Consider the following 21,176-nt stretch of genomic DNA (forward strand, 5'->3'; position numbering starts at 1 on the left):
CGTACCGGCCCGCCGGCCGGCTTCCCGCGAGACCCCGGAGGTGTGCGCTGAACACTCGAGTGCCCCAATTCGGCCTGTTCCTGATCCCGGAGGCCGAGGACTTCCGCAGGCTCGCCGAGCTGAGTGTGTACGCCGACGTATCCGGGCTCGACCTGATCGGCATCCAGGACCACCCCTACCAGCGCCGTTTCCTGGACACCTGGACGCTGATCACCGCTCTGGTCGCGCGGACCGAGCGGATCACCTTCTTCCCGGACGTGGCGAACCTGCCGCTGCGCCACCCCGCGCTGCTCGCGAAATCGGTGGCCTCGCTCGACATCATCAGCGACGGCCGGATCCAGCTCGGCCTCGGCGCGGGCGCGTTCTGGGACGCCGTCGCCGGGATGGGCGGACCGCGCAGAACCGGTGGCGAAGCGGTGCGCGCCCTCGGCGAGGCGATCGCGGTCATCCGCGCGCTTTGGAGCGACGCGCGATCGGTCCGGGTGCCCGGGTCCTTCTACTCCCTCGCGGGCGCGCATCCCGGTCCCCGTCCGCGGCACGATCCCGGCATCTGGCTCGGCGCGCGGGGCCCGCGCATGCTCGAACTCACCGGACGCGCCGCCGATGGCTGGGTGCCGTCGGCCGCGTGGGCGCCGCCGGAGTTCCTCGCAGCGGCGGGCAGGCGGATCGATGACGCCGCCGCGGCGGCGGACCGGGACCCGCTGGCGGTGCGGCGGGTGTTGAACGTGTCCGGGACCATCACCGCGGACGGAACCGACTACGGCTTCCTGGAGGGGCCGGTCGCGCGGTGGGTCGACGATCTACTGGTTCTGCACCACGACCAGCGGATCGACGGATTCGTCTTCTGGCCCACCGAGGGGGAACCGGTCGAGCAGATCCGTCGTTATACCGAGCAGGTCGTGCCTGCGGTTCGGGCCGGTGCCGGGTCGTGACCGGCGTCTGCTCGGCGGGGGCGGGCCGCGAAGTGGCGGCGCCGTCCATCCGTGGCTCCGGTTACCGAAGGGTCAGCAACATCCGCCGTTTGCCCACCGATTACCGTTTGCCCGGGTCTTACGGCACCGACGGGCGCGGCCGGACGTAGTCCGCCTCCAGCCCGTGCCCGGCCGGAGCGAAGGCGAAGGTATGCCTATACCCACACGACCACGGCATTTTCGGGGATACTTGTCAGCGGGAGACCGCCGGTAACGGATATCTCCCCGGGCAGAACTGAGGGAAAGGAAGCTCCACGTCGTGGATGCGCGTTCGGCTGCGCTGGTCCGCGCCAATTTTCGTTCGGTGATCGAGTCGCCGAATGGACCCGAGCGGTTGGTCAGTGCGTTCTACGGACATTTGTTCGCCGAGAATCCCCGGCTGCGCGAATTGTTCCCACCCGCCATGGAGATGCAGGCCAAGCGCATCGCCACGGCCATCCAGTACGTGCTCGATCACCTGGAGGACTGGGACCGGGCGCAGAAATTCCTGGAGCAACTCGCCCGCGACCATCGCAAGTACGGCGTCGAGGCCGCGCACTACGACGTGGCGGGCCGCGCGCTGCTCGCGGCGTTCCGTGCCTACAACGGCGCGGCCTGGAACCGGAGCCTGGAGGAGGGCTGGCGCGACATCACCATCCTGATCTCCGCGTCCATGGCCATCGGCGCCAACTCCGACAAGTCGCAGCCGGTGTGGGAGGCGACCGTGGTCGGCCATCGCCGTGTGCTGGAGGACCTGGCCATCGTGCGGCTGCAATCCGACGGGCCGGTGCCCTACCAGGCCGGACAGTACGTGCCGGTCACGATCCCGCAGCGGCCCAAGATGTGGCGCTATTTCTCCCCGGCCATCCCGTCCAACCCGTACGGCGAGATCGAGTTCCACGTGCGCAAGATCCGCGGCGGCTGGGTGAGCCCCGCGATCGTCAACGAGACCAGGGTGGGCGACCGCTGGCGGATCGCGGGCCCGCTCGGCGGATTGCACGTCGACCGGGACAGCGGCCGCGACGTGCTCATGATCGGCTCGGGCACCGGCATCGCGCCGTTGCGCGCCCAGCTGATCGAGATGGGCCAGCGCGGCATCAATCCGCGCGTGCACTTCTTCATCGGGGGCCGCTATCCCTGCGATCTGTACGACGTGGAGAACATGTGGCAGCTCTCGCAGAGCAACCCGTGGCTGACGATCGTGCCCGTGTGTGAGCAGAAGACCAATCCGTGGTGGTACCCGCATCCGCCGCAGGACGCACCGTACGGCATGCACCGGCGCCTGATCGGTAATCTTGGCGCCGTCGTCGCGAGCTTCGGCGCGTGGGCGGACCGCCAGATCCAGATCGCCGGATCGGCCCGGATGATCGCGGATACCCAGCGTGCGCTCATCGCGGTCGGCACGCCCGAGCAGAACATCAGTTGCGACCCTGTGTAACGAAGGAGGCCCCGTTGGGGGATCCGAGCATGCTCGGTAACGGTCATCAAGCGCCGGAGTGGACCTCGACCGTGGTCGGCCATCATCGGCTCCGGCACGATCTCGCGGTGATCCGCCTGATCGGCGAGTTCGTGCCCTTCGCCGCCGGGCAATCGGTCGAGGTGCGAGTTCCACAGCACCCCGGCGTGCGCCGCAGGTTCTCCCCCGCGCTGCCGCCCTCCCTGGACGGCAAGCTGGAGTTCCACGTGCGCACCGTGCCGGGCGGCTGGTGCAGCGGCGCGATCGTCGCCGACACGCAGCCGGGCGACGAGTGGCGAATCGGCGCTCCGGCAGGCGGGTTCTGGATCGACCCGGACGGCGACGAGGTAGTCATGATCGCCGGCGGCACGGGATTGGCGCCGATGCGCGCCCAGATCCTGGAACTGGCGCGCAAGCCTTCCCCGCCGCCCACCTACCTCTTCGTCGGCGGGCGCTCCCCCCGCGACCTGTACGCCTCGGACATGCTCTTCCTGCTGGCCGCCGAATTGCCTTGGCTCACCGTCATCCCCGTGGTGGAAAGCTTGGAGGACCCGAACTGGGTCGACGAATGGTACGAGCAGTCCCGTGTAGACATCGGCTTCTCACCCGACGACCTGCTCTACGGCACACTCGCCGAAGTCCTCGGCTCCCACGGCGCCTTCCGCGAGCACCAAGTGCTGGTCTGCGGCTCCCCCGCCATGGTCCAGACCACGGTCGACCGCCTCCTGGAAACCGGAACACCCCCGGAGCGCATCCAATTCGAGGGGCTCTGATCAGTACAGCGGGTCGTGGCGAATGTTTTTCGCCAGGGTTCCCGCTGCCATGAGGCGGAACTTGGTGGTCTGCACCATCGACGGCGAACCGACGATCTGAACATCGCGGTCCGACCAGGCGCCGAAGCTCGCGACGACCTTGCCGATCTGGCCGGTCACGCGGGGTTCCAGGCCGGGCCAAGTGGTGCGCGGCTCGTCGGGTTCCGCGTACCACCACGGGTTTTCGTCGTGTTCGCTCACCGGCGTCACGGTGAGCCAGCGGTTGGCCATCGCCAGCTTGCTCAACGTCTCGAGGTCGTAGAGGTCGCACGGGTGGTGCCCGCCGACGAACAGATGGACCTTCGGATTGGTCCGCCGCATCGCCATCGACATCAGCTGGGCGCGCAGCGGCGCGATTCCGGTGCCGCAGCCGACCATCAGCATCTTGCGTTTGGCGTTGCGCGGAACGCCGAGGCCACCGAGCGGTGAGCCGAGCAGCCACTGGTCGCCCACGACGGTCTGGCCGACGATGGCCGAGCTGACCCAGCCGCCCAGCACACTACGAACGTGGAACTCGATCTCACCGTTGGCGTTCGCGGGCACGGCGGGCGAGAGATAGCGCCACATGCGCGGCCGCGAGGGGATCTGCACGCTCAGGTACTGACCCGCGGCGTAGCGCATCGGCTGGTCCAGTTGCAGCCGGACGACGACGAGGTTGCGCAGCACCTCGCGGCGCTCGATCACCGTGCCGGTCCACGCCGACGGCGTGGTCTCCTTCTCCGCCGCGCCGATCATGGTGTCGGCGATGATCTTCAGGCCTTCGTCCCAGGCCCGGTCGACCTCGTCGGTCCACATCTCGGTCCCCGCGAACACCTTGACGGCGGTCTTCAGCGCGGTGCACACGGCGGCGTAGTGCGCGGGCTGCACGCCGTATTTGCGGTGATCCCTACCGAGTTGGGCCAGGAAGGGGAGCAGCTTGTCGGGCTCCTCCAACCGGTCCAGCGCGTAGGAGATCGCCTTGACCAGACGATCGCGCTGGGAGTCCATCGCGGCGGGGAAGAAATCGCGGACATGCGGGTAGTCGGTGAACAAGATCGCGTAGAACGATCTCGCCAGTTTCTCCGGCCCCCCATCCTCCGCAGCAACCGCCTTGAAAGTTGTTCTGATCAAAGCGACAGCGCGTGAATCCATTGATGTCACAACCCCATTTCGCACTCGTTCACGAACCATGCCGGCGAGTGAGGTGCTGCGGGGCCACTCGACAGCAGCCGACGGAAAGGAGTGTAGGCGAGGTTTGCCAGCAACGGAATCTTTCGAAGGAACATCACGCGTGTAATTTCTTCGAAACGAGGATATTCAGCGAGACACGCCAGAGAAACCGACTGCAAGACCGTAGATCTGACGCGAAAGCGGTCATGCGCTTACCGAAAAGGCAAGTGCCGCTTGGTCGATTTCGTCCCGATTGGTCTGTTCTAGCGACATCAGGGCAACATGGAGAGCACCGGATGAGGATCGAACCGGGCAAACGGCACAGGTTCCGTAAACTAATCTATGGTAGAAATGCCCAGTTGATTCGACAACGAAATGAACTCCGCCGCAATACTTCCGTCGAACATGTTCTGGTTTACCCTCAGCAAATTATCAGTGGCGGTGAAACGACGACGGCCCCGGTCTCGGATCGCGAAGTGCGATCGAGGCCGGGGCCGTCCTCGTGCCGGTTATCGTCTGCGCTGACCGTCCTCGCGACGGTGCCGTGGCTGCCAGACGACCAGTGCGGTACTGCGTTGCGGGGCGAGGTCGGGACGGTATCCGGTCCGCGTTCGCTCCAGCTCGGCCGACAATTCCGCGACCTGCTGACGCAGCTCCTCCACCTGATTGGTCAGCTCGATGATGCGCTTGATGCCCGCGAGGTTGACGCCCTCGTCCTGGGACAACCGCTGCACCTCGCGCAGCAGCTCCACGTCCCGGGCCGAGTAGCGCCGACCGCCGCCCGAAGTACGTTGCGGCGTGACCAGTCCCAGACGGTCATACGTGCGCAGTGTCTGCGCGTGCATGCCGGCCAGCTGGGCCGCCACCGAGATCATGAAGAACTCGGCCCGCGACCCGCCGGACGCGTTCTTCGGTTCCGAGGACATCACGCACCTGCCCATCCCGCACGTGGATCGAAGCCACTGGCCCGCTCCGCCTCCTGGTAGCGCTCGAGCGCCTCGACGACCTCGCGGTCCAGCTTCTGCGGGATCGCGACCTTCACCGTCACCAGCAGGTCACCCGCGCCGCCGCCGCGCTTGGGCACACCACGGCCGCGTACCCGCAGGATGCGGCCGTCGGCGGTGCCCGGAGGCACCTTGACGCCGACCCGGCCGTCCAGGGTGGGCACCGAAACCGTGGTGCCGAGCACCAATTCACTGTAACTGACCGGAAGCACCAGGGTCAGGTCGTCGCCGTTGCGGCCGAAGACCTTGTCCTGGCTGACGTGGACGGTGACATAGAGGTCGCCCGAGGGCGCCCCCCGCAATCCCGCCTCGCCCTGACCGGCCAGCCGGATCCGTTGCCCGTCACCGACTCCAGGAGGAATCCGCACGGTGATCGTGCGCGTGCGGTTCTGGATGCCGCTGCCGTGGCAGTCGACGCACGGATCGTCGATGATCGATCCGCTGCCCCGGCACTCGTCGCACGGCTCGCTGAAGCCGAACGCGCCCTGGTTGCGGCTGACGATGCCGGTTCCGTTGCAGATCGGGCAGACCCGCGGGCTCGTGCCCGGTTTCGCGCCGCTGCCGTGACACGTGGTGCACGGCGACGGGCTGGTCATCCGCAGTGGAACCGTGACGCCCTGGGCCGCCTCCCGGAAACCGAGCGTCGTCTCGGTCTCCACGTCGGAGCCGCGCCGGGGGCGGCTCGATGACGTCCGCGTGCCGCCGCCCCGGTTGAACAGACCGCCGAGCAGGTCACCGAGTCCACCGTCGCCGGCGCCGCCGCCGCCGAAGATGTCCCCGATGTTGAACTCCTGCGAGAAGCCGCCCCCCGCAGCGGGCCCGAACCCACCGCGACCGTAGCCGCCACCCGCGAAGAGCTTGCGAGTGTCGTCGTACTCCTTGCGCTTGGCCGGATCCGACAGCACGGCGTGCGCCTCGCTGACGGCCTTGAACCGCTCCTCGGCTTTGTTGTCACCGGGGTTGGCATCCGGATGCAAGTCACGCGCGAGCTTGCGATAGGCCTTCTTGATCTCGTCCTGCGAGGCGCTGGAGGAAACACCCAGCTCCTTGTAGAAGTCCTTTTCGATCCACTCCCGTTGGCTCACCGAGCATCTCCTCCTCTCGCATCATTGATCGTTCGCGCCGGCATCATCATCCGATGCCTCTTCGGTCGGCTGTTCGGCGTTTTCCGTCAGATCGGCCACGCCGTCGGTTACCCCGACGAGCGCGTGCCGAAGCACCCTATCGCCGAAGCGATAGCCTTTGCGCATCACAATGCCGATCACCGGATCGTGGCCGGAGCCCTCGTGCTGCACAGCCTCGTGCAGGGTCGGATCGAAGGGCTCGCCCTCCGAACCGAACTCCTCGAGACCCTGCTTGAGCAGCGCGGCCGACAGCTTGTCGGCCACCGACTTCAGCGGACCGGAATCGAGGTCGCCGTGCGCCCGCGCGCGATCGAGATCGTCGAGCACGCCGAGCAATTCGGTGACCACCGATGCCTTGGCGGAATCGATCGTGGCCTTGCGGTCGCGCTCGACCCGGCGCCGGTAGTTGGCGTACTCCGCGGTCAGCCGCTGCAGGTCGGCGGTGCGCTCGGCGAGCTCACCGCTGATGGCGTCGGCCAAAGCCTCGCCACCGTTGCCGTTCTCCGCACCGTTGCCCGCCTCCGGGGCCTGCGCGGCCGCGGCGCCGTTGTCCGCGGCCGGCCGCCTGATCTCGCCGGTCTCCGGATCGATCTTCCGGTTGTCGACGAAGGTGATCGGCTCCTTCTCAGAGTTGCCCTCGGTCACTTCTTCTCCGTGTCGACGGGCTCGTCCACGACTTCGGCGTCCACGACCTGGTCATCGTCCTGCGCGCTGCTCGACGTGCCGTTGCCCTGCGCCGCCGCGTCCGCGGCGGAGGCCTCGTAGATGGCCTGGCCGAGGGCCTGCGACTCGGTCGCCAGCTTCTCGACGGCCGACTTGACCGCCGCGATGTCGGTGCCCTTGAGGGCCTCGTTCGCCTCGGCGATGGCCGCCTCGACCTTGGTCTTGACGTCCGCGGGGACCTTGTCCTCGTTCTCCTTGATGAACTTCTCGGTCTGGTGCACCAGCGACTCGGCCTGGTTGCGGGTCTCGGCCTCCTCGCGGCGGGCCTTGTCCTCGGCGGCGTGCGCCTCGGCGTCCTTGACCATCCGGTCGATCTCCTCCTTGGACAAGCCGGAGCCGTCCTGGATCTTGATCGTGTTCTCCTTGCCGGTGCCCTTGTCCTTCGCGGTGACGTGCACGATGCCGTTGGCGTCGATGTCGAAGGTGACCTCGATCTGCGGCACGCCGCGCGGGGCAGGCGGGATGCCGGTCAGCTCGAAGGAGCCGAGCAGCTTGTTGTGCGAGGCGATCTCGCGCTCACCCTGGAACACCTGGATCTGCACCGACGGCTGGTTGTCGTCGGCGGTGGTGAAGGTCTCCGAGCGCTTGGTGGGGATGGTGGTGTTGCGCTCGATGAGCTTGGTCATCACGCCGCCCTTGGTCTCGATGCCCAGCGACAGCGGGGTCACGTCGAGCAGCAGGACGTCCTTCACCTCACCCTTGAGCACACCGGCCTGCAGGGCGGCGCCGACGGCGACGACCTCGTCCGGGTTCACGCCCTTGTTGGGCTCCTTGCCGCCGGTCAGTTCCTTGACCAGATCGGAGACGGCGGGCATACGGGTGGAGCCGCCGACGAGCACGACGTGGTCGATGTCGGACACCTTGATGCCCGCGTCCTTGATCACGGACTGGAACGGCGCGCGGGTGCGGTCGAGCAGGTCCGAGGTGATCTTCTGGAACTCGGCGCGGGTCAGCTGCTCGTCGAGGAACAGCGGGTTCTTGTCCGCGTCGACGGTGATGTAGGGCAGGTTGATCGAGGTGCTCTGCGAGGAACTCAGCTCGATCTTGGCCTTCTCCGCGGCCTCACGCAGCCGCTGCATGGCCATCTTGTCCTTGGTCAGGTCGATGCCCGAGCTGGCCTTGAACTTGTCGACCAGCCACTGCACGACCCGCTCGTCCCAGTCGTCACCACCGAGGTGGTTGTCGCCGGAGGTGGCGCGGACCTCGACGACGCCCTCGCCGATTTCCAGCAGCGAGACGTCGAAGGTGCCGCCACCGAGGTCGAAGACCAGGATGGTCTGCTCCTTGTCGCCCTTGTCCAGGCCGTAGGCCAGCGCCGCCGCGGTGGGCTCGTTGACGATGCGCAGGACGTTCAGGCCGGCGATCTGGCCCGCTTCCTTCGTGGCCTGCCGCTGGGCGTCCTCGAAGTAGGCGGGCACGGTGATGACCGCGTCGGTGATCTCCTCACCGAGGTAGGACTCCGCGTCGCGCTTCAACTTCATCAGCGTGCGTGCGCTGATCTCCTGCGGCGTGTACTTCTTGCCATCGATCTCGACGGTCCAGTCGGTGCCGATGTGCCGCTTGACGGAGCGAATGGTGCGGTCGACGTTGGTGACGGCCTGGTTCTTGGCCGGCTGGCCGACCAGCACCTCGCCGTTCTTCGCGAAGGCGACGATCGACGGGGTGGTGCGCGATCCTTCCGAGTTGGCGACGACCACCGGTTCGCCGCCTTCGAGAACGGCGACGACCGAGTTCGTGGTCCCGAGGTCGATTCCGACCGCACGAGCCATAGTGGTTCCTCCTAGTTGACGTACCAATGTGTGTCGGTGCTGGGCGAAACCGCCCTGCGACATCCGATGAAGGACGCCGCGAGACCTCGCCCCTAGCACCTCACGGAGCACGGCCCCAGCAACACTGAGCGTGGTCGGCTCAATCCTGCCTCGCGGGAGTTCCGGAGTCAACCGAAACTTGAGCCCTACACACTCAATCTTGTCGAATAGCTCAACGGGTGGCTCGCGCGATTAATTCCCGGACCACCACCGGAGTGTGTGATCTGCCGCACAGGAGGGTCGTCGAGGCTTTCGCTGTCCTCGACCCGCGAGGCCCTACCACCGCCGTGCAACCGAGGACAGTCACGGCGGGAGCCCTCGCGCAGTAGGGTGACGGCGGGTGGCCGGGTCGGCCGCCGTGCGCCGTCGATCCGAGGAGCCGCCATGAGGGCCGCCGTCGTCACCGCCGCCGAGTTCGAGGTCGCGGAGCTGCCCACACCCCGCCCGGGCGCCGGCCAACTGCTGATCGACGTCTCGCGCTGCGGCATCTGCGGCTCGGACCTGCATGCCCGCACCCACGCCGACGAACTGTCCGACTTGGCCGTGGCCACGGGTTACGCGCACTTCATGCGTTCGGATCAGAGCGTGGTGCTCGGGCACGAATTCAGCGGGACGGTTGTCGATTACGGCCCGGACTGCCGCAGAAGATGGCGGACGGGAACACCGGTCGTGGCGCTTCCGATCGTCCGGCATGGCGAGCAGCCCCACCTGGTAGGGCTGTCGACCGCGGCGCCGGGCGGCTACGCCGAGCAGGTGGTGGTCCAGGAATCGATGACCATGCCGGTGCCCAACGGCTTGTCCCCGGAACACGCCGCGTTGACCGAACCCATGGCGGTGGCCTGGCACGCGGTACGCAAGGGCCGCGTCGGCAAGGGACAGACGGCGTTCGTCATCGGCTGCGGGCCGATCGGCCTCGCGGTGATCAGCATGCTGAAAGCGGCGGGTGTGCGCACGGTGGTCGCCAGCGACTTCTCGCCACGTCGGCGAGAACTCGCCGCCGCCTGCGGCGCCGATGTGGTGGTGGACCCGGCGACGGAATCGCCCTGGACGGCCGCTCCGAAGAAGGGCCGGATCAACGGCGTCACCGACATACTCGCTCTCGGCTTCGACACCATGGACCGCCTGCGGCGGGTCCCCAACCTCCCGTGGTGGTACGTCTTCCGGCTGGCCCACACGTTGAACAAGGGGCCAAGCGGCCCGGTGATCTTCGAGTGCGTCGGCGTGCCCGGCATCATCGACCAGATCCTGGCGGCCGCACCGCCGCTGTCACGCGTGGTGGTGGTCGGGGTGTGCATGGAAACCGACCGCTTCCATCCCGCGATGGCGATCAACAAGGAGATCGAGCTGCGCTTCGTGCTCGGCTACGACCCCGGCGAGTTCCGTGACACCTTGCACATGCTCGCCGAGGGCAAGGTCGACCCCAGCCCGCTGATCACCGGGACCGTCGGGCTGGACGGCGTGGCCGATGCTTTCACCACCCTCGGCAACCCGGAGAAGCACGCGAAGATCCTGATCGATCCGCGCGCTTCGGGCGCCGCCCTGATCTGAGGACGCGCGCTCAGGGCGCGGCGGCGAGAACTTCGTCGGCGATCTTCTCGTCCAGCGTCACCCGCACCAAGGCGGCGGCGAGCTCCGCGGTGTGGTGATCCGGTGCCAGCCGCGCCAGCCGGTCGGGATCTTCCGGCAACTGCACGCGCTTGGCGCCGCGCAAGACCCGTTCGTCGAAATGCGGCCGGACCCAGGTCCAGATGTCCTGGATCTCGCGCAGGAAGATATGGGCCCCGGTCGGACCGATACCGTCGAACTCTTGGAGCAGTTCCGCGGCGCGCTCGGGGTCGTCGTCCGCCTTCTTCGCCAGTTCCCGCAGGTCGCCCTCGTAGCGGTCGAGCACGCGCGTGGCATTGTGGTGCAGCCTGGTGGCGGTGCTCTCGTCGTAGCGGCGATAGTTCGCCCGCCCCAACGCGTCGACCAGTTCCTGCCACTGCGCGTCGGCCACCCGGTGCGGCGTCCGGTAGCCGCTGCTGATCAGCTCTCGCGTGGCCCCGATGGCGATATCGGCGGAAATGCGGGTGCTGAGCAGTTGGGAAAGCATGAGCAGCTGAAAGAGCGCGGCCGGTTTGTCATCGAGCGTGATACCCGCTTCCTCGGCATATCCCGTGCCCGCGCGGACGAGCAATTCGTGTACGACGTCCTCTTGGCTCATCGTTACCTCCTCTCGCTACCAAGGCGCATACCCGGGCCCACGGCGACTACACCCGCCCACGGACAGCGGAATGCGCCTGTCCCCGCAGGTCACGGCGCTCCGGAGGCGGCGGTCAGCGGCTCATTCCGGCAGGACGCTCAAGGTGCCTTCCGCACTGCGGGCGGCGGTCAGGCAGGCCGTGGCGGTGAACTGGTCGGCCAAGGGGTGGCGCGCCCGGGCGCGCCATTTCCGGACCGCGGCCACCGCTTGCGCGCGCTGGGCGGGGAGCGGCGCATCGGACGGAAGGCCCAGACGCAGGTGCGGTGCGATTCCCGAGCCGCCGATGAGGCGATGCAGTTCGGCGAGATCGTCGGCGGGCATCAGCGCCAATTCGTCGGTGCGCAGGCGGCCGAGCAGACGCAGCTCGGCGAAACCGTGCACGTCCGCGAGCAAGGTGCGCACCCTGGGCAGCAGACGATCGGCCGGGGTGCCACGGTAGGCGGTCAGCACCCGGGCCAGCGCGGTGAGCGCGGAATGCGCTTTGAGCTGGTCGGCGCGCTGACCGAACTGCACGTCGAGCACCGAGCGCAGTTCGTCCACTCCGCTGCGGCTGGTCAATTCCTCGGCCAGCGTGGCCGAATCGCGCACGCCGAGCCGGATCAGCGTGACCGCCATGCGAATACCGAACAACCCGAACCGCTCGGCGAGCTGCGCACGCAGTTCCGGCGGCACCGGGAGCGGCATGTCGGCGCGCGCGAAACGATCGGCGGAGAGCAACGCGGCGCTCAATTCGTCGACCGGCACCCGCGCCAGCGTCTCGAACGCCGCGAACTCCTGCTGCCGCAGCGTCGCCGCGGCGAATGCGAGCAGCCCGGCGACCGGGATCACGGCCTGGCACAACCCCGTCCGTTCCAGCTCCCCCGCGAAACGCGTGGCCACATCCCGTGCCGAGTGCAGCGCGTCGATCCGGCCCGCCCCGATCTCGTCGGCCCGCGAGACCACGCCGACGATGCCGAGCGGACCGGGCGCCCCCGGCCCGCCGTTGGCCGCGGCGGTTCCCGCGCCCACGCGCTCGAGGAACTGCACGTCCGTCGCGTCCAGCCTGCGCAGCAGGTACACGACGGCGTCGGCGCCCGGGATGGCGATCCCCTGCTCGGCCCGCTCGTCGTCCGCGCCCGGAGTCAGCAGACGCGCGGTGCGCCGCGACACCTCGCGCGACAGCGAGGACGTGCCAGGGGTGTCGATGATCGTGGTCTGCGTGAGCGCCGCGGCGGGCCACTCGACCTCGAGATGGTCGACCTCGCGCGGGGCCGGCGCGCTCCAGTTGAGCCGGTCCAGGTCGAAGGTCAGCCCGTGCGTTCCGCTGCCGCGCCGGACCACGACGTGCGCGCGGGCGCCATCGGGAGCGTAGGCCGTCACGCTGGGCGTCGATCCGTACCGATACCAGGTGACCACCCTGGTGCACTCGGTCGCGTCGGTGGGTGCGATATCCTGTCCGACAAGGGAATTCAGCAATGTGGATTTGCCCGCCTTGATCGAACCGGCCAGCGCGACGCGCAACGGCTGATCCAATCGGCGGGCACAATCGGCCAGCAGGGCACGCGGGCGCGGCTCGCCCGCCAGCGCCGCCTGCGCCGCGCCGACCAGCCGATGGGCCTCGGCGACGATTCCCGGCACCGGGCCACCATCACGTCTCACGGGGCTACCGTACCGGCGGGTCCCATCGGTAGTGCGGTCTGCATGGCATCGGCGTATCGGCGCAGTTCGGCGACTACGCGCAGCTGCTGTTCCAGTTGCGCACCGCGTTCGGCCCGGCTGGTGGCGACCATGGACGCCGCCTCCTGCGCGGCCCGCAGCGACTCGTCGATCGAGCGCAGACTGCGTTCGGCGACGCCCGCGTAGTGGTCGCGCAACGCGCGATGGATGCGGTGCAGCCGGTCCTTCGACTCCTTGCCCGCCTGGAACGCCACGTCGTCTACGAAGCGGCGCACCGCAGCCTTCGCCTCGTTGCGCCGCTTGGCCAGCCTGGCCTGCTTGTCGTCCCGGAAAGCCTTGCCGCCCACGATCAGTCCCGCGCCGATGGAGATCGGGTTGAGCATGGCCAGCCCGGCGAAGGTACTGGCCAGCCCGACCATGAGCACGCCGCCGTAGGAGCCGCGCATGCCGACGAGCAGCTTGCTGCCGAAACCGATGTCGGGCTCCAGATCGGCGAGCGTGCCGGAGAGGGCGCGGCCGGAGTCGGCTCCGGCGCCGGGGCGCACGTCCGGCAGGTCGACGGCGCCGAGTTCGGAGAAATGTTCGGCGACGCGCTCGGCGAGTTGAACAGCCCGGGAATGAGTCCACAGCAAGTTGTCGCCGAGGGCTGTGTCGACGGTGCCGGTGAGGTGTTCGGCGATGCGGTCCCAGTGCCGGCCGGGGTCGTGCTCGTCGATCCATTCCTCGGTGGTGCGGGCGAGGTTGCGCAGCCGGTCGCGCAGATCGTGGTCGACGTCCCCGGCCAGGTCGGTGATGCCATCCGCGAGCGTCTGCTGCCATGCGGCGGTCCTGCGGTGCAGCTCCTCGGCCGAGGCGCGGGCGGATTGCAGCTCGCGCACCGCCGCCGCGCCCTGTGCCGGATCGCGGATCGCGACCAGCTCGCTGCCCAGCGCCAGCGCGAGATGCTCCGCCGCGGAACGGATATCGCGGGCCACGGCGGCCCGGGTGGCCAGCTGGTCGCGCGCCACAACCTGGTCGCGCAGAAATGTGTAGAGCACGCCGAAGCCGGATTCGACGCCGAGCTGCTGATCCTGCAATCGCATCGCGTGGCTGCGCAGCAACGACGACACCGGGATCATCGGCACGTCGAGGCGGGCCCGCGCGAGATGGCGCAGATCGGCTTCGTGCACTTGCCGCCAATGCGGGTACAGGTCGGTCTTGGTGAGCAACAGCGCGACCGTCGGGCACAGCTCCCGAACCTGCCGCAGGAATGCCAGTTCGGGCTCGGTGAGTTCGGTCGACGCGTCCGACAGCACCAGCACCGCGTCCGCGGCGGGCACCATTCCGAGCACGCCCGCCGCGTGGGCGTTGCCGTGTCCGCCGACGCCCGGGGTATCGATCAGCACGATCCCGTCGGCCAGCAGCGCGTTGGGTATCTGGACCTCGAGACGCACGATCCGCCGTCCCTGCGCGAGCGGTGAACGCTGATCGATCGCGCCGATCTCCGCGATCGGCACCGCCACCCTGGTCTCCGCGCCGCTGGAATCGCCGTGCGCCGCGAGCACCAGCTCCGCGCGCGGCTCAGCGCCGTGCGCGAGCAGCATCGGCACCGTGGTGGTGGCGTCGTCGCCCACCGGGCAGATGTCCAGGTTCAGGAGCGCGTTGACGAAACGGCTCTTGCCCTGGTCCAGCTGTCCGGCGACGACGATTCGCCTGCGCGGGTCACGAACCCGGTCGGCCGCCACTTCCAAGCGGCCGACCAGATCACTGCGGCCCGCGGCACGGGCCGCCGCGATGGTTTCACCGAGTACCGAGAGCAGCGGTACCGCCGGTGAAGTGGCGTTCGGCGCGGGCGTCCCCATCGCGGTATCGACCTCTTTCCGTATTACCGGGCAACTGTCAGTGCAGGAATGTATCGCCACCCAGGTCGGCGCCCGCCGAACCACCGAACTCCGTGCTGGCGTGGCTCTCCCCGAACAGGCCCGAGTCGGTGTCGCCGCCGCTGTCCAGGCCCGACCCGAAGGCGCTCGACACGTCCAGCGAGGACCAGGTGTGCGCGGTCGAGCCGACACTGCCGCCGAGACCCGCGCCGGTGTCCACCGCGCCGTGCGCCGAACCCGCCATTCCGGCGCCCGCGTCTGCCGTGCCGCCGACGGCCGACTGCGCCGTACCGCCGAGACCGGCCGTGGCGTCGAGGCCCGAGGACAGGCCGCTCTCCAAGCCGGCCCCCGCACCGACCGCGCTGTCGATTCCGGCCGAGAGACCGGAGCCGATCCCGGCACCCGCGTGCGCACCCGCATCGAGCCCAGCCGACAGACCCGAACCGAGACCCGCACCTGCCTGCGCACCCGCATCCAGCCCAGCCGACAGACCCGAACCGAGACCCGCACCTGCCTGCGCACCCGCATCCAGCCCAGCCGACAGACCCGAACCCAGTCCGGCACCCGCCTGCGCACCCGCGTCGAGGGCGCCGGTGAGTCCCGTGCCCAGGCCGGTCCCAGCGTGCACCGCAGCGTCCCCGCCGGTGGACAGCCCACCGCCGAGGCCGGTGGACAAGCCCGTCTCGAGTCCGGTCGCGCCCTGGACCCCTGCATCGAGCGCCCCGCCGAGCCCGCTCTCCACGCCCGCGCCGACCGGCCCGCCGGTGTTCAGCGAGCTCTCCAGTCCGCCACCGAGCTCCGCTCCGGTGCTCACGGCCGCGCCCAGACCCGTCGCGAGCCCGGTCTCGAGACCCGCCGACGCTTGCGTTCCCAGGTTTCCGGCACCGCCGACGGCAGAGGAGAAATTGCTTCCGAGTCCGGCCGCCGCATTCCCGGAGCCTTGTGCCGCGGTGTCGATTCCGCCGGTGAGCCCGGCCGTCGCCTGGCCCGCGGCGCCGAGCGCGCCGCCCAGACCGGTCTCGAGACCGGAACCGATCTGCGCACCCGCGTCGGCCGCACCGTGCAGTCCGGTGGAAATCCCGGCACCGGCCTGCCCAGCGGCACCGAGGTCCGCGGTCAGACCGCTCGCGGCGTCCACAGCGCCGTCGAGGCTCGCACCCGAGCCTGTCGTCGCGTCGACAGCGCCCCCGAGCCCCGCACTCACACCGGAGGAGAGGTCCGCGGCGCCACCCACCGTGCTCTCGAAACCTGCGGTCAGATCAGTCGCCGCACCGGCGGCACCTCCGAGCGCTGCACCCGGACCCGTGGTGACGTCCGCCGCACCACCAACCGCGCCCGCCAAGTCGGCGCCGAGCTCGGTCGTCAAACCGGTCGTCGCATCGATGGCACCGCTGAGACCACCGCCGAGGCCCGTGGTCGCATCGACAGCGCCCTCCAGACCCGTGCCAAGCCCCGCGCTCACGTCGGTCGCCGCGCCCAGACCGCCCTCGAGGCCCGCGTTCAAGCCGGTGCTGATATCCGCCGCGCCTCCCACAGCGCCTTCCAGACCAGCGCCGAGACCCGTGCTGATGTTCGCCGCGCCACCGATGGCGGTTTCCAGACCCGCGGCGAGCCCGGTCGTCGCGCCGACAGCGCCTTCGAGGCCCGCCCCCACACCGGCGCCGAGGTCGGCGCCTGTCTGCGCGCCGCCGCCGAGGCCCGCGGTCAGGTCGGTTGCCGCGTCCACCGCACCTTCCAGGCCCGCGCCGAGCCCGGTCGTCAAACCGGTCGTCGCATCCACGACGCCGCCCAGGCCCGCGCCGAGACCAGCGCCCGCCTGCGCACCGGCGCCGAGCACGGCATCCACACCCGTGGTCAAGCCGGCCGCCGCGTCCACCGCACCCTGCAATCCAGCGCCGAGTCCGGCGCCGAGGTCCGCTGCCCCGTTCACCGCGCCCTCCAGCCCGCCACCCAGGCCCGCCGCCGCGTCCACCGCGCCTTCCAGGCCCGCGCCGAGTCCGGCACCCGCGCCGACTGCCGCGTCGATACCGGTGGAGAGGCCGGTCCCGATGTTTCCCGCGCCTTCGGCGTCGGTGTCCAGCTCGATACCCCCGCCGATGCCGCTGATCACCTGCGCGCCCGCACCGAGCAGGCCGCCCACGGCGGCGGACAGGTCGGCGCCCGCGTTCACCACGGCGTCGAGCCCCGCGGCCAGTCCCGCGCCCAGACCCGCGCCGAGCTCGAGCCCGGTGTCGATCGCGGTGTTCAGGCCCGCACCGACGTCGACGCCCGTACCGATACCGAGGTCGACGCCACCACCCGCGCCCCCGCCCAGGTCCACTCCGAGATCAGCACCCAGGTCGACTCCGGCATCCGCCACCGCCGCCGCACCCACGGTGCTCGCCGCGCCGACCGCGGCGGCGGCACCCGTCTGCGCGCCTGCCGCCACGATGGACTGCAACTGGGAACCGCCGGTCACCAGCGCCGACTCCGCGACCATCGGAGCGCAGAGGGCGATGTCCTCCGGCGTCACCGCGCTCAGGCCCGCGGCGGCCAGCGCCTGGGTCGGGTTGGCGCAGTAAGCGACCGCGGCCTCGTGGTTCCGCAGCAGATCGAGGATGAACTCCAGAATCGCATTGGGTGTCATGAGAATCTTCTCCTGAGTCCCGGCGGACCTCACTGATCCGCAGTCGTTGGAATGCAAATCACGCTAGGAGCGCATCCCGTTACGCCGAAACGGGGCGAACCCCTACGACCGGCCGGGGGCACCCGATAGGGGCGGGAGCGGAATTAGGGGAATTTCCCTAAACGATCCCCTAACGAGGTAACGGCTGATGGCCAGCAACCGACAGAACGGTTGCGTCGGCAACTACAACGCCCAGCGCACCAGCTCGGACACACAGCAGCGACACCGGACCAGACAGTTTTTCGAACGGGGTTCTCGAATGACACAGCGCCTGGCGCTCGGCATCACTGTCGGGGCGTCGAATTCGGTCGCCGTGGCGGCAACGGAAGAGGGCGACGACGGCCTCGGCCCGTCCGGCGGCGGTTATCTACGCTCGCATCCGAGCGTGTTGCGACTGTCGGAGGACATGGCGCCCACACTGGGCGCGGGCGCGCGCTCCGCCGGCCGCCATTCCAGCGACGTCCTGCTGGAAGGCTTCCTCGCCAGGGTCGGCGACCCGGTCGGCATCCTGGCCGAGGACGGCTCCTCCTATTCCGCGCCCGACCTGGTGGCGACCGCGATCGGATGCCTGGTCGACGAGATCGCCGCCGAGACGGGACGAAGCGGCGCCCAGGCGACGGTCGCCTGCCACCCGGCGTGGTGGTCGCGGCACACCGTCGACATCCAGCGCGACGCCCTGGAGCGAGCCGGGCTCGGCGAGGTGACCCTGGTGCCGGAGCCGACCGCCGCGATCCGCTGGCTCGACGCCGCGCACGCCAGGACCGACGACGGCGGCGCGGTGATCGTCTTCGACCTCGGCGCGACCGGCTCGACCGTCTCGGTGGTACGCACCGGCGAGCACGCCAGCCTGCTGGGCACGCCGCTGCGCGACACCGACGTCGCCGGCGCCGAATTCGATCTGCTGACCATGCGCTATGTCCTGGCAAATGCGGTGCTCGCCGCGGATTTCGATCCGTTCGATCCGATCGTGGAACGCGAATTATCGGCTTTGCGTGAGCGCTGCAGAAAAGCGAAAGAAGAGCTTTCCATAAATACCGCGACGGTTGTTCCGGTTCGGCTGGACCCCGCGGATCCGCACGGCACCGTGCGGCTGGTGCGCGGTGAACTGGAAGACCTGCTGCGTGGACCACTGTCGAGTGCGATGGACCTGATCCGCGACGCGGTGCACCGGGCCGGGCTCGACATCGGCGACGTCGGCCGGGTCCTGCTCACCGGTGGGGGCGGCGCCATCCCCCTGGTCGCCGAACTCGTCTCCACCGAGTTCGGATTGCCCGTCGTGGCGGCTCCCGTCCCGGAGCACACCACCGCCCGCGGCGCCGCGCTGCTGGCCGCCGATCTGCTCACCGCCGAGACCGACCAGCTCCCATTGGTCGATCCGGTGACCGAGGACGAGACCGTGCCGCAGCCCAGAGCGCTCCCCTCGGCGGGTCTCGCGGCGTTGCCCGAGGAACGCCCCGCTCGCCGTCGCGCGCTGACCAGCAGGCAGCGCCTCGCGGTCGTGGCGGGCGCCGCGGCCGCTATCGGCCTGCTGGCCACCGGCACCCTCGCCATCGGCACGGGCATCCAGTCCGGCCCGAGCACTCCCGCCTCGACCGAGCAGTCCCCCACCGGCGCCGCACAGGTCGCCGCGACGACGGGAGCGCGGACGAGCGACCCGTCCGGCGTCGCCGCCACGGACTCCGCGAGTTCCCCCGGGCGGCCTGGAACCGGGACGCCGCAGGCCGGTTCGCCCACGTCCCCGGCGCAGGGCACCACCGTGGCGGTGGTGAACAGCGAGCAGAGTCCCGATCAACCCGCCCCCGCCCCCGCCGCGGACTCCCCGGCGCCGCAACCCGCGCCGCAACCGCAATCCCAGCAGCCTTCTCCCGCTCCCGCGCCCGCACCGGCGCCTACCAACCCGTCGCCGCCCACCCAGCAGCAGCCGCGGCCCACCCAGCCCACCGCGCCGAGCCTGCCGACCGGCGTGCTGGGCGACACCCTCGGCACGGTGCTTCGCGCTCCCGGCGAGATCCTGGGAGGCTCCGGTGGCTGATACCGCCTTCGACACCCTCCCGTGCGCCCGCGACATCTTCCGTGATCTGGATTCCGCCGACGACCAGCCGGTGGTCTACCTGATCCGCGGCCGGTCCCAGACCGGCAAGTCGACACTGCTCGCGGAGATCCGGGCCCGCCTGCGCGCCCGGGGCGTCCCGCTGCAGGACGACCTCGCGGCTCTCCAGCACGCGCACGCGCGCAACAGCGCGCATTCGCTGACCCGCACGCCGGCCACGGTCGCGGGCGGCGCGGCAGGCGTGACGACCGATACCGCCCGCCCGGCCCTGATCATCGACAACGCCCATACGCTCGGTCGGCTCGATCTCGAATATCTCTGCGCCGCGGTGGAATCCGGGCATCGCACGATGGTGATCGCCGCCCAGCCCCGCCCGCACGACCCACGTCTGCGGCTGCTCGCCGACGCGGTCGCCCGGCGCGGTCGCGTCGTGGACCTTCGCCCGCTCGGGGTCGCGGACATGGCGCCGTTCGCCAGGGAACTGGGCATGATGGTGCCGCGCCAGGTCGCTCAGCACATCCACCTGCAGACCGCCGGTATCCGCGGCGGGGTGGTGGCCGCGCTCACCGCCGCCTGCTCGGCACGGCTGGACGCGGGCATCTCCGCCGTCGATACGGCCGTCGCCGCGTGGGCGCGCGGGTTGCTGGACAACCTCGAGCCCGACCTGCTGGAGACCCTGGTGGTGGCCACCACGGGCACGGGTCTGGATTCCAGCGAGCTCACCGAGGTGCTCGGCGTGGAACAGTCCGTCGCGCAGGATCTCATCGACCGAGCCAGGGCCAGCGCCCTGGTGACCGATGCCGACCTGCTGCTGGAACCGGCCGTCGCGCCCCTGCGCACGCTGCTCGGCGACCGTAGGTTCGTCGCGGTCGAGCGCCGGTTGCTCGGCGCCCGGTTGGAGGCGGGCCTGCTGCGCGACCGCACCGCGCTGCAACTGGCCGAGTCCGGCGTCCGGGACCCTCGTCTGGCCGACTTCCTCGTCGGCGCAGCGGAGCAGGCGGGCGACGCGGTTCGCTACTACGCCGCCGCCGCGGCCGCCGGAGCCGAACTCGATCTGATCGCGCTACGCTGGGCCGAGGCCGCGGCACGGACCGGTGACGGCGACACCGCCATGCGGTTGGCCGAGCCGATGCTGGCACGCTCGGGCAGCACCGGCGCGGAACTCGCCACGGCGGTGCGGATCTGCGCGGCGGTGCTCACCCGACGCGGTCTGGTGGGTCGCGCGGCGCAGCTGTACACCTGGCTCGGCGGGCACCGGGTCGGCCCGGACTGGGCGGTCGGCGCCACGGTATTGTGCCTGGCGGGCGACGTGGCGGGCGCCAGGGAGATGTCCTCCTCGTCGACGAAGTGGCCGCCCACCGAGGCGGGTACGCACGCGCGGCTCGTCGCGACCGCGCTCGCGGACACCATCGAACCCGGCAACAACACCGCGGCGGCGGTATCCGCGCTGGTGCAAGCCGCGCACGCGGACGCGGGCGTGGACCGCTTCCTGCCGTGCACGGCGGCCTCCATCGCCACCCTGCTCTCGCTGGGCACCGGCGAGCCCCGCCGCGCTCAGGACGCCTTGCGGCGGGCCACCGCGAGCGGGCTGCGCTGCCATCAGCTCGACGTGCTCGCGGCCTGGACGGCGATGCTCGGCGGCGACGAGCGCGCCGCCGCGGCCACCGTGGCCGCGCTC

General features: G+C 70.0%; 14 protein-coding genes and 1 pseudogene. 6 read left to right on the plus strand and 9 right to left on the minus strand.

The window, feature by feature from the left end; all coding sequences use genetic code 11:
• Nucleotides 1–59: 59 nt before the first annotated feature.
• The 3 genes from NA8_RS07695 (at nucleotide 60) to NA8_RS07705 (ending at nucleotide 3,179) form a co-directional block, all read left to right on the plus strand.
• On the plus strand, nucleotides 60–932 hold the full coding sequence (locus NA8_RS07695; protein ID WP_218019416.1) for an LLM class flavin-dependent oxidoreductase: 873 nt from the start codon (nucleotides 60–62) through the stop codon (nucleotides 930–932).
• 298 nt (nucleotides 933–1,230) lie between these two features.
• Nucleotides 1,231–2,388, plus strand: a complete 1,158-nt coding sequence (locus NA8_RS07700; RefSeq protein ID WP_063049644.1) for a globin domain-containing protein — start codon at nucleotides 1,231–1,233, stop codon at nucleotides 2,386–2,388.
• A 29-nt stretch (nucleotides 2,389–2,417) separates the two neighbouring features.
• The gene (locus NA8_RS07705; protein ID WP_063049645.1) at nucleotides 2,418–3,179 is read left to right on the plus strand and encodes an FAD-binding oxidoreductase; all 762 of its coding nucleotides are present in this window, start codon (nucleotides 2,418–2,420) and stop codon (nucleotides 3,177–3,179) included.
• Here the strand turns inward: NA8_RS07705 and NA8_RS07710 are convergent, their stop codons facing one another.
• The 5 genes from NA8_RS07710 to dnaK form a co-directional block, all read right to left on the minus strand.
• The gene (locus tag NA8_RS07710) at nucleotides 3,180–4,349 is read right to left on the minus strand and encodes an FAD-binding oxidoreductase (RefSeq protein WP_063049646.1); all 1,170 of its coding nucleotides are present in this window, start codon (nucleotides 4,347–4,349) and stop codon (nucleotides 3,180–3,182) included.
• A gap of 527 nt (nucleotides 4,350–4,876) precedes the next feature.
• On the minus strand, nucleotides 4,877–5,293 hold the full coding sequence (locus NA8_RS07715; RefSeq protein ID WP_063049647.1) for a heat shock protein transcriptional repressor HspR: 417 nt from the start codon (nucleotides 5,291–5,293) through the stop codon (nucleotides 4,877–4,879).
• Nucleotides 5,293–6,456 carry a molecular chaperone DnaJ gene (gene dnaJ, locus NA8_RS07720; protein WP_063049648.1) on the minus strand — a complete coding sequence of 388 codons (1,164 nt, stop codon included), beginning with the start codon at nucleotides 6,454–6,456 and terminating at the stop codon, nucleotides 5,293–5,295. The genes NA8_RS07715 and dnaJ overlap by 1 nt, the downstream gene beginning before the upstream one ends.
• Before the next feature lie 21 nt (nucleotides 6,457–6,477).
• Entirely contained in the window at nucleotides 6,478–7,140 is a 663-nt protein-coding gene (gene grpE / locus NA8_RS07725; RefSeq protein ID WP_063049649.1) for a nucleotide exchange factor GrpE, read from the minus strand.
• Nucleotides 7,137–8,987 carry a molecular chaperone DnaK gene (gene dnaK, locus NA8_RS07730; protein WP_063049650.1) on the minus strand — a complete coding sequence of 617 codons (1,851 nt, stop codon included), beginning with the start codon at nucleotides 8,985–8,987 and terminating at the stop codon, nucleotides 7,137–7,139. The genes grpE and dnaK overlap by 4 nt, the downstream gene beginning before the upstream one ends.
• Nucleotides 8,988–9,410: 423 nt before the next feature.
• On the opposite strand from dnaK, the gene NA8_RS07735 reads away from it, so the two are divergent.
• Nucleotides 9,411–10,574 carry a zinc-binding dehydrogenase gene (locus NA8_RS07735; protein WP_063049651.1) on the plus strand — a complete coding sequence of 388 codons (1,164 nt, stop codon included), beginning with the start codon at nucleotides 9,411–9,413 and terminating at the stop codon, nucleotides 10,572–10,574.
• A gap of 10 nt (nucleotides 10,575–10,584) precedes the next feature.
• On the opposite strand, the gene NA8_RS07740 is transcribed toward NA8_RS07735, so the two are convergent.
• From NA8_RS07740 to NA8_RS07755, 4 genes are all read right to left on the minus strand, one after another.
• A complete protein-coding gene (locus tag NA8_RS07740; RefSeq protein WP_063049652.1) occupies nucleotides 10,585–11,229 on the minus strand; it encodes an HhH-GDP family DNA glycosylase in 645 nt (214 codons plus the stop codon).
• A 120-nt stretch (nucleotides 11,230–11,349) separates the two neighbouring features.
• Nucleotides 11,350–12,906, minus strand: coding sequence for a dynamin family protein (locus tag NA8_RS07745; protein WP_245663704.1), 1,557 nt, complete (start codon nucleotides 12,904–12,906; stop codon nucleotides 11,350–11,352).
• Nucleotides 12,903–14,765 (minus strand): dynamin family protein, encoded by a 1,863-nt coding sequence (locus NA8_RS07750; RefSeq protein WP_063049654.1) that lies wholly within the window; start codon nucleotides 14,763–14,765, stop codon nucleotides 12,903–12,905. The genes NA8_RS07745 and NA8_RS07750 overlap by 4 nt, the downstream gene beginning before the upstream one ends.
• 37 nt (nucleotides 14,766–14,802) lie before the next feature.
• Nucleotides 14,803–17,409: an IniB N-terminal domain-containing protein gene (locus NA8_RS07755; RefSeq protein ID WP_063049655.1), complete on the minus strand. Its 2,607-nt coding sequence runs from the start codon at nucleotides 17,407–17,409 to the stop codon at nucleotides 14,803–14,805.
• 298 nt (nucleotides 17,410–17,707) lie between these two features.
• On the opposite strand from NA8_RS07755, the gene NA8_RS07760 reads away from it, so the two are divergent.
• Nucleotides 17,708–19,480 (plus strand): Hsp70 family protein, encoded by a 1,773-nt coding sequence (locus NA8_RS07760; protein ID WP_063049656.1) that lies wholly within the window; start codon nucleotides 17,708–17,710, stop codon nucleotides 19,478–19,480.
• Nucleotides 19,473–21,176, plus strand: a pseudogene (locus NA8_RS07765) (LuxR C-terminal-related transcriptional regulator); the annotation flags it as partial. The gene NA8_RS07760 and the pseudogene NA8_RS07765, both read left to right, overlap by 8 nt.

It is taken from the genome of Nocardia arthritidis NBRC 100137 (assembly GCF_001612765.1).
GTDB lineage: Bacteria > Actinomycetota > Actinomycetes > Mycobacteriales > Mycobacteriaceae > Nocardia > Nocardia arthritidis.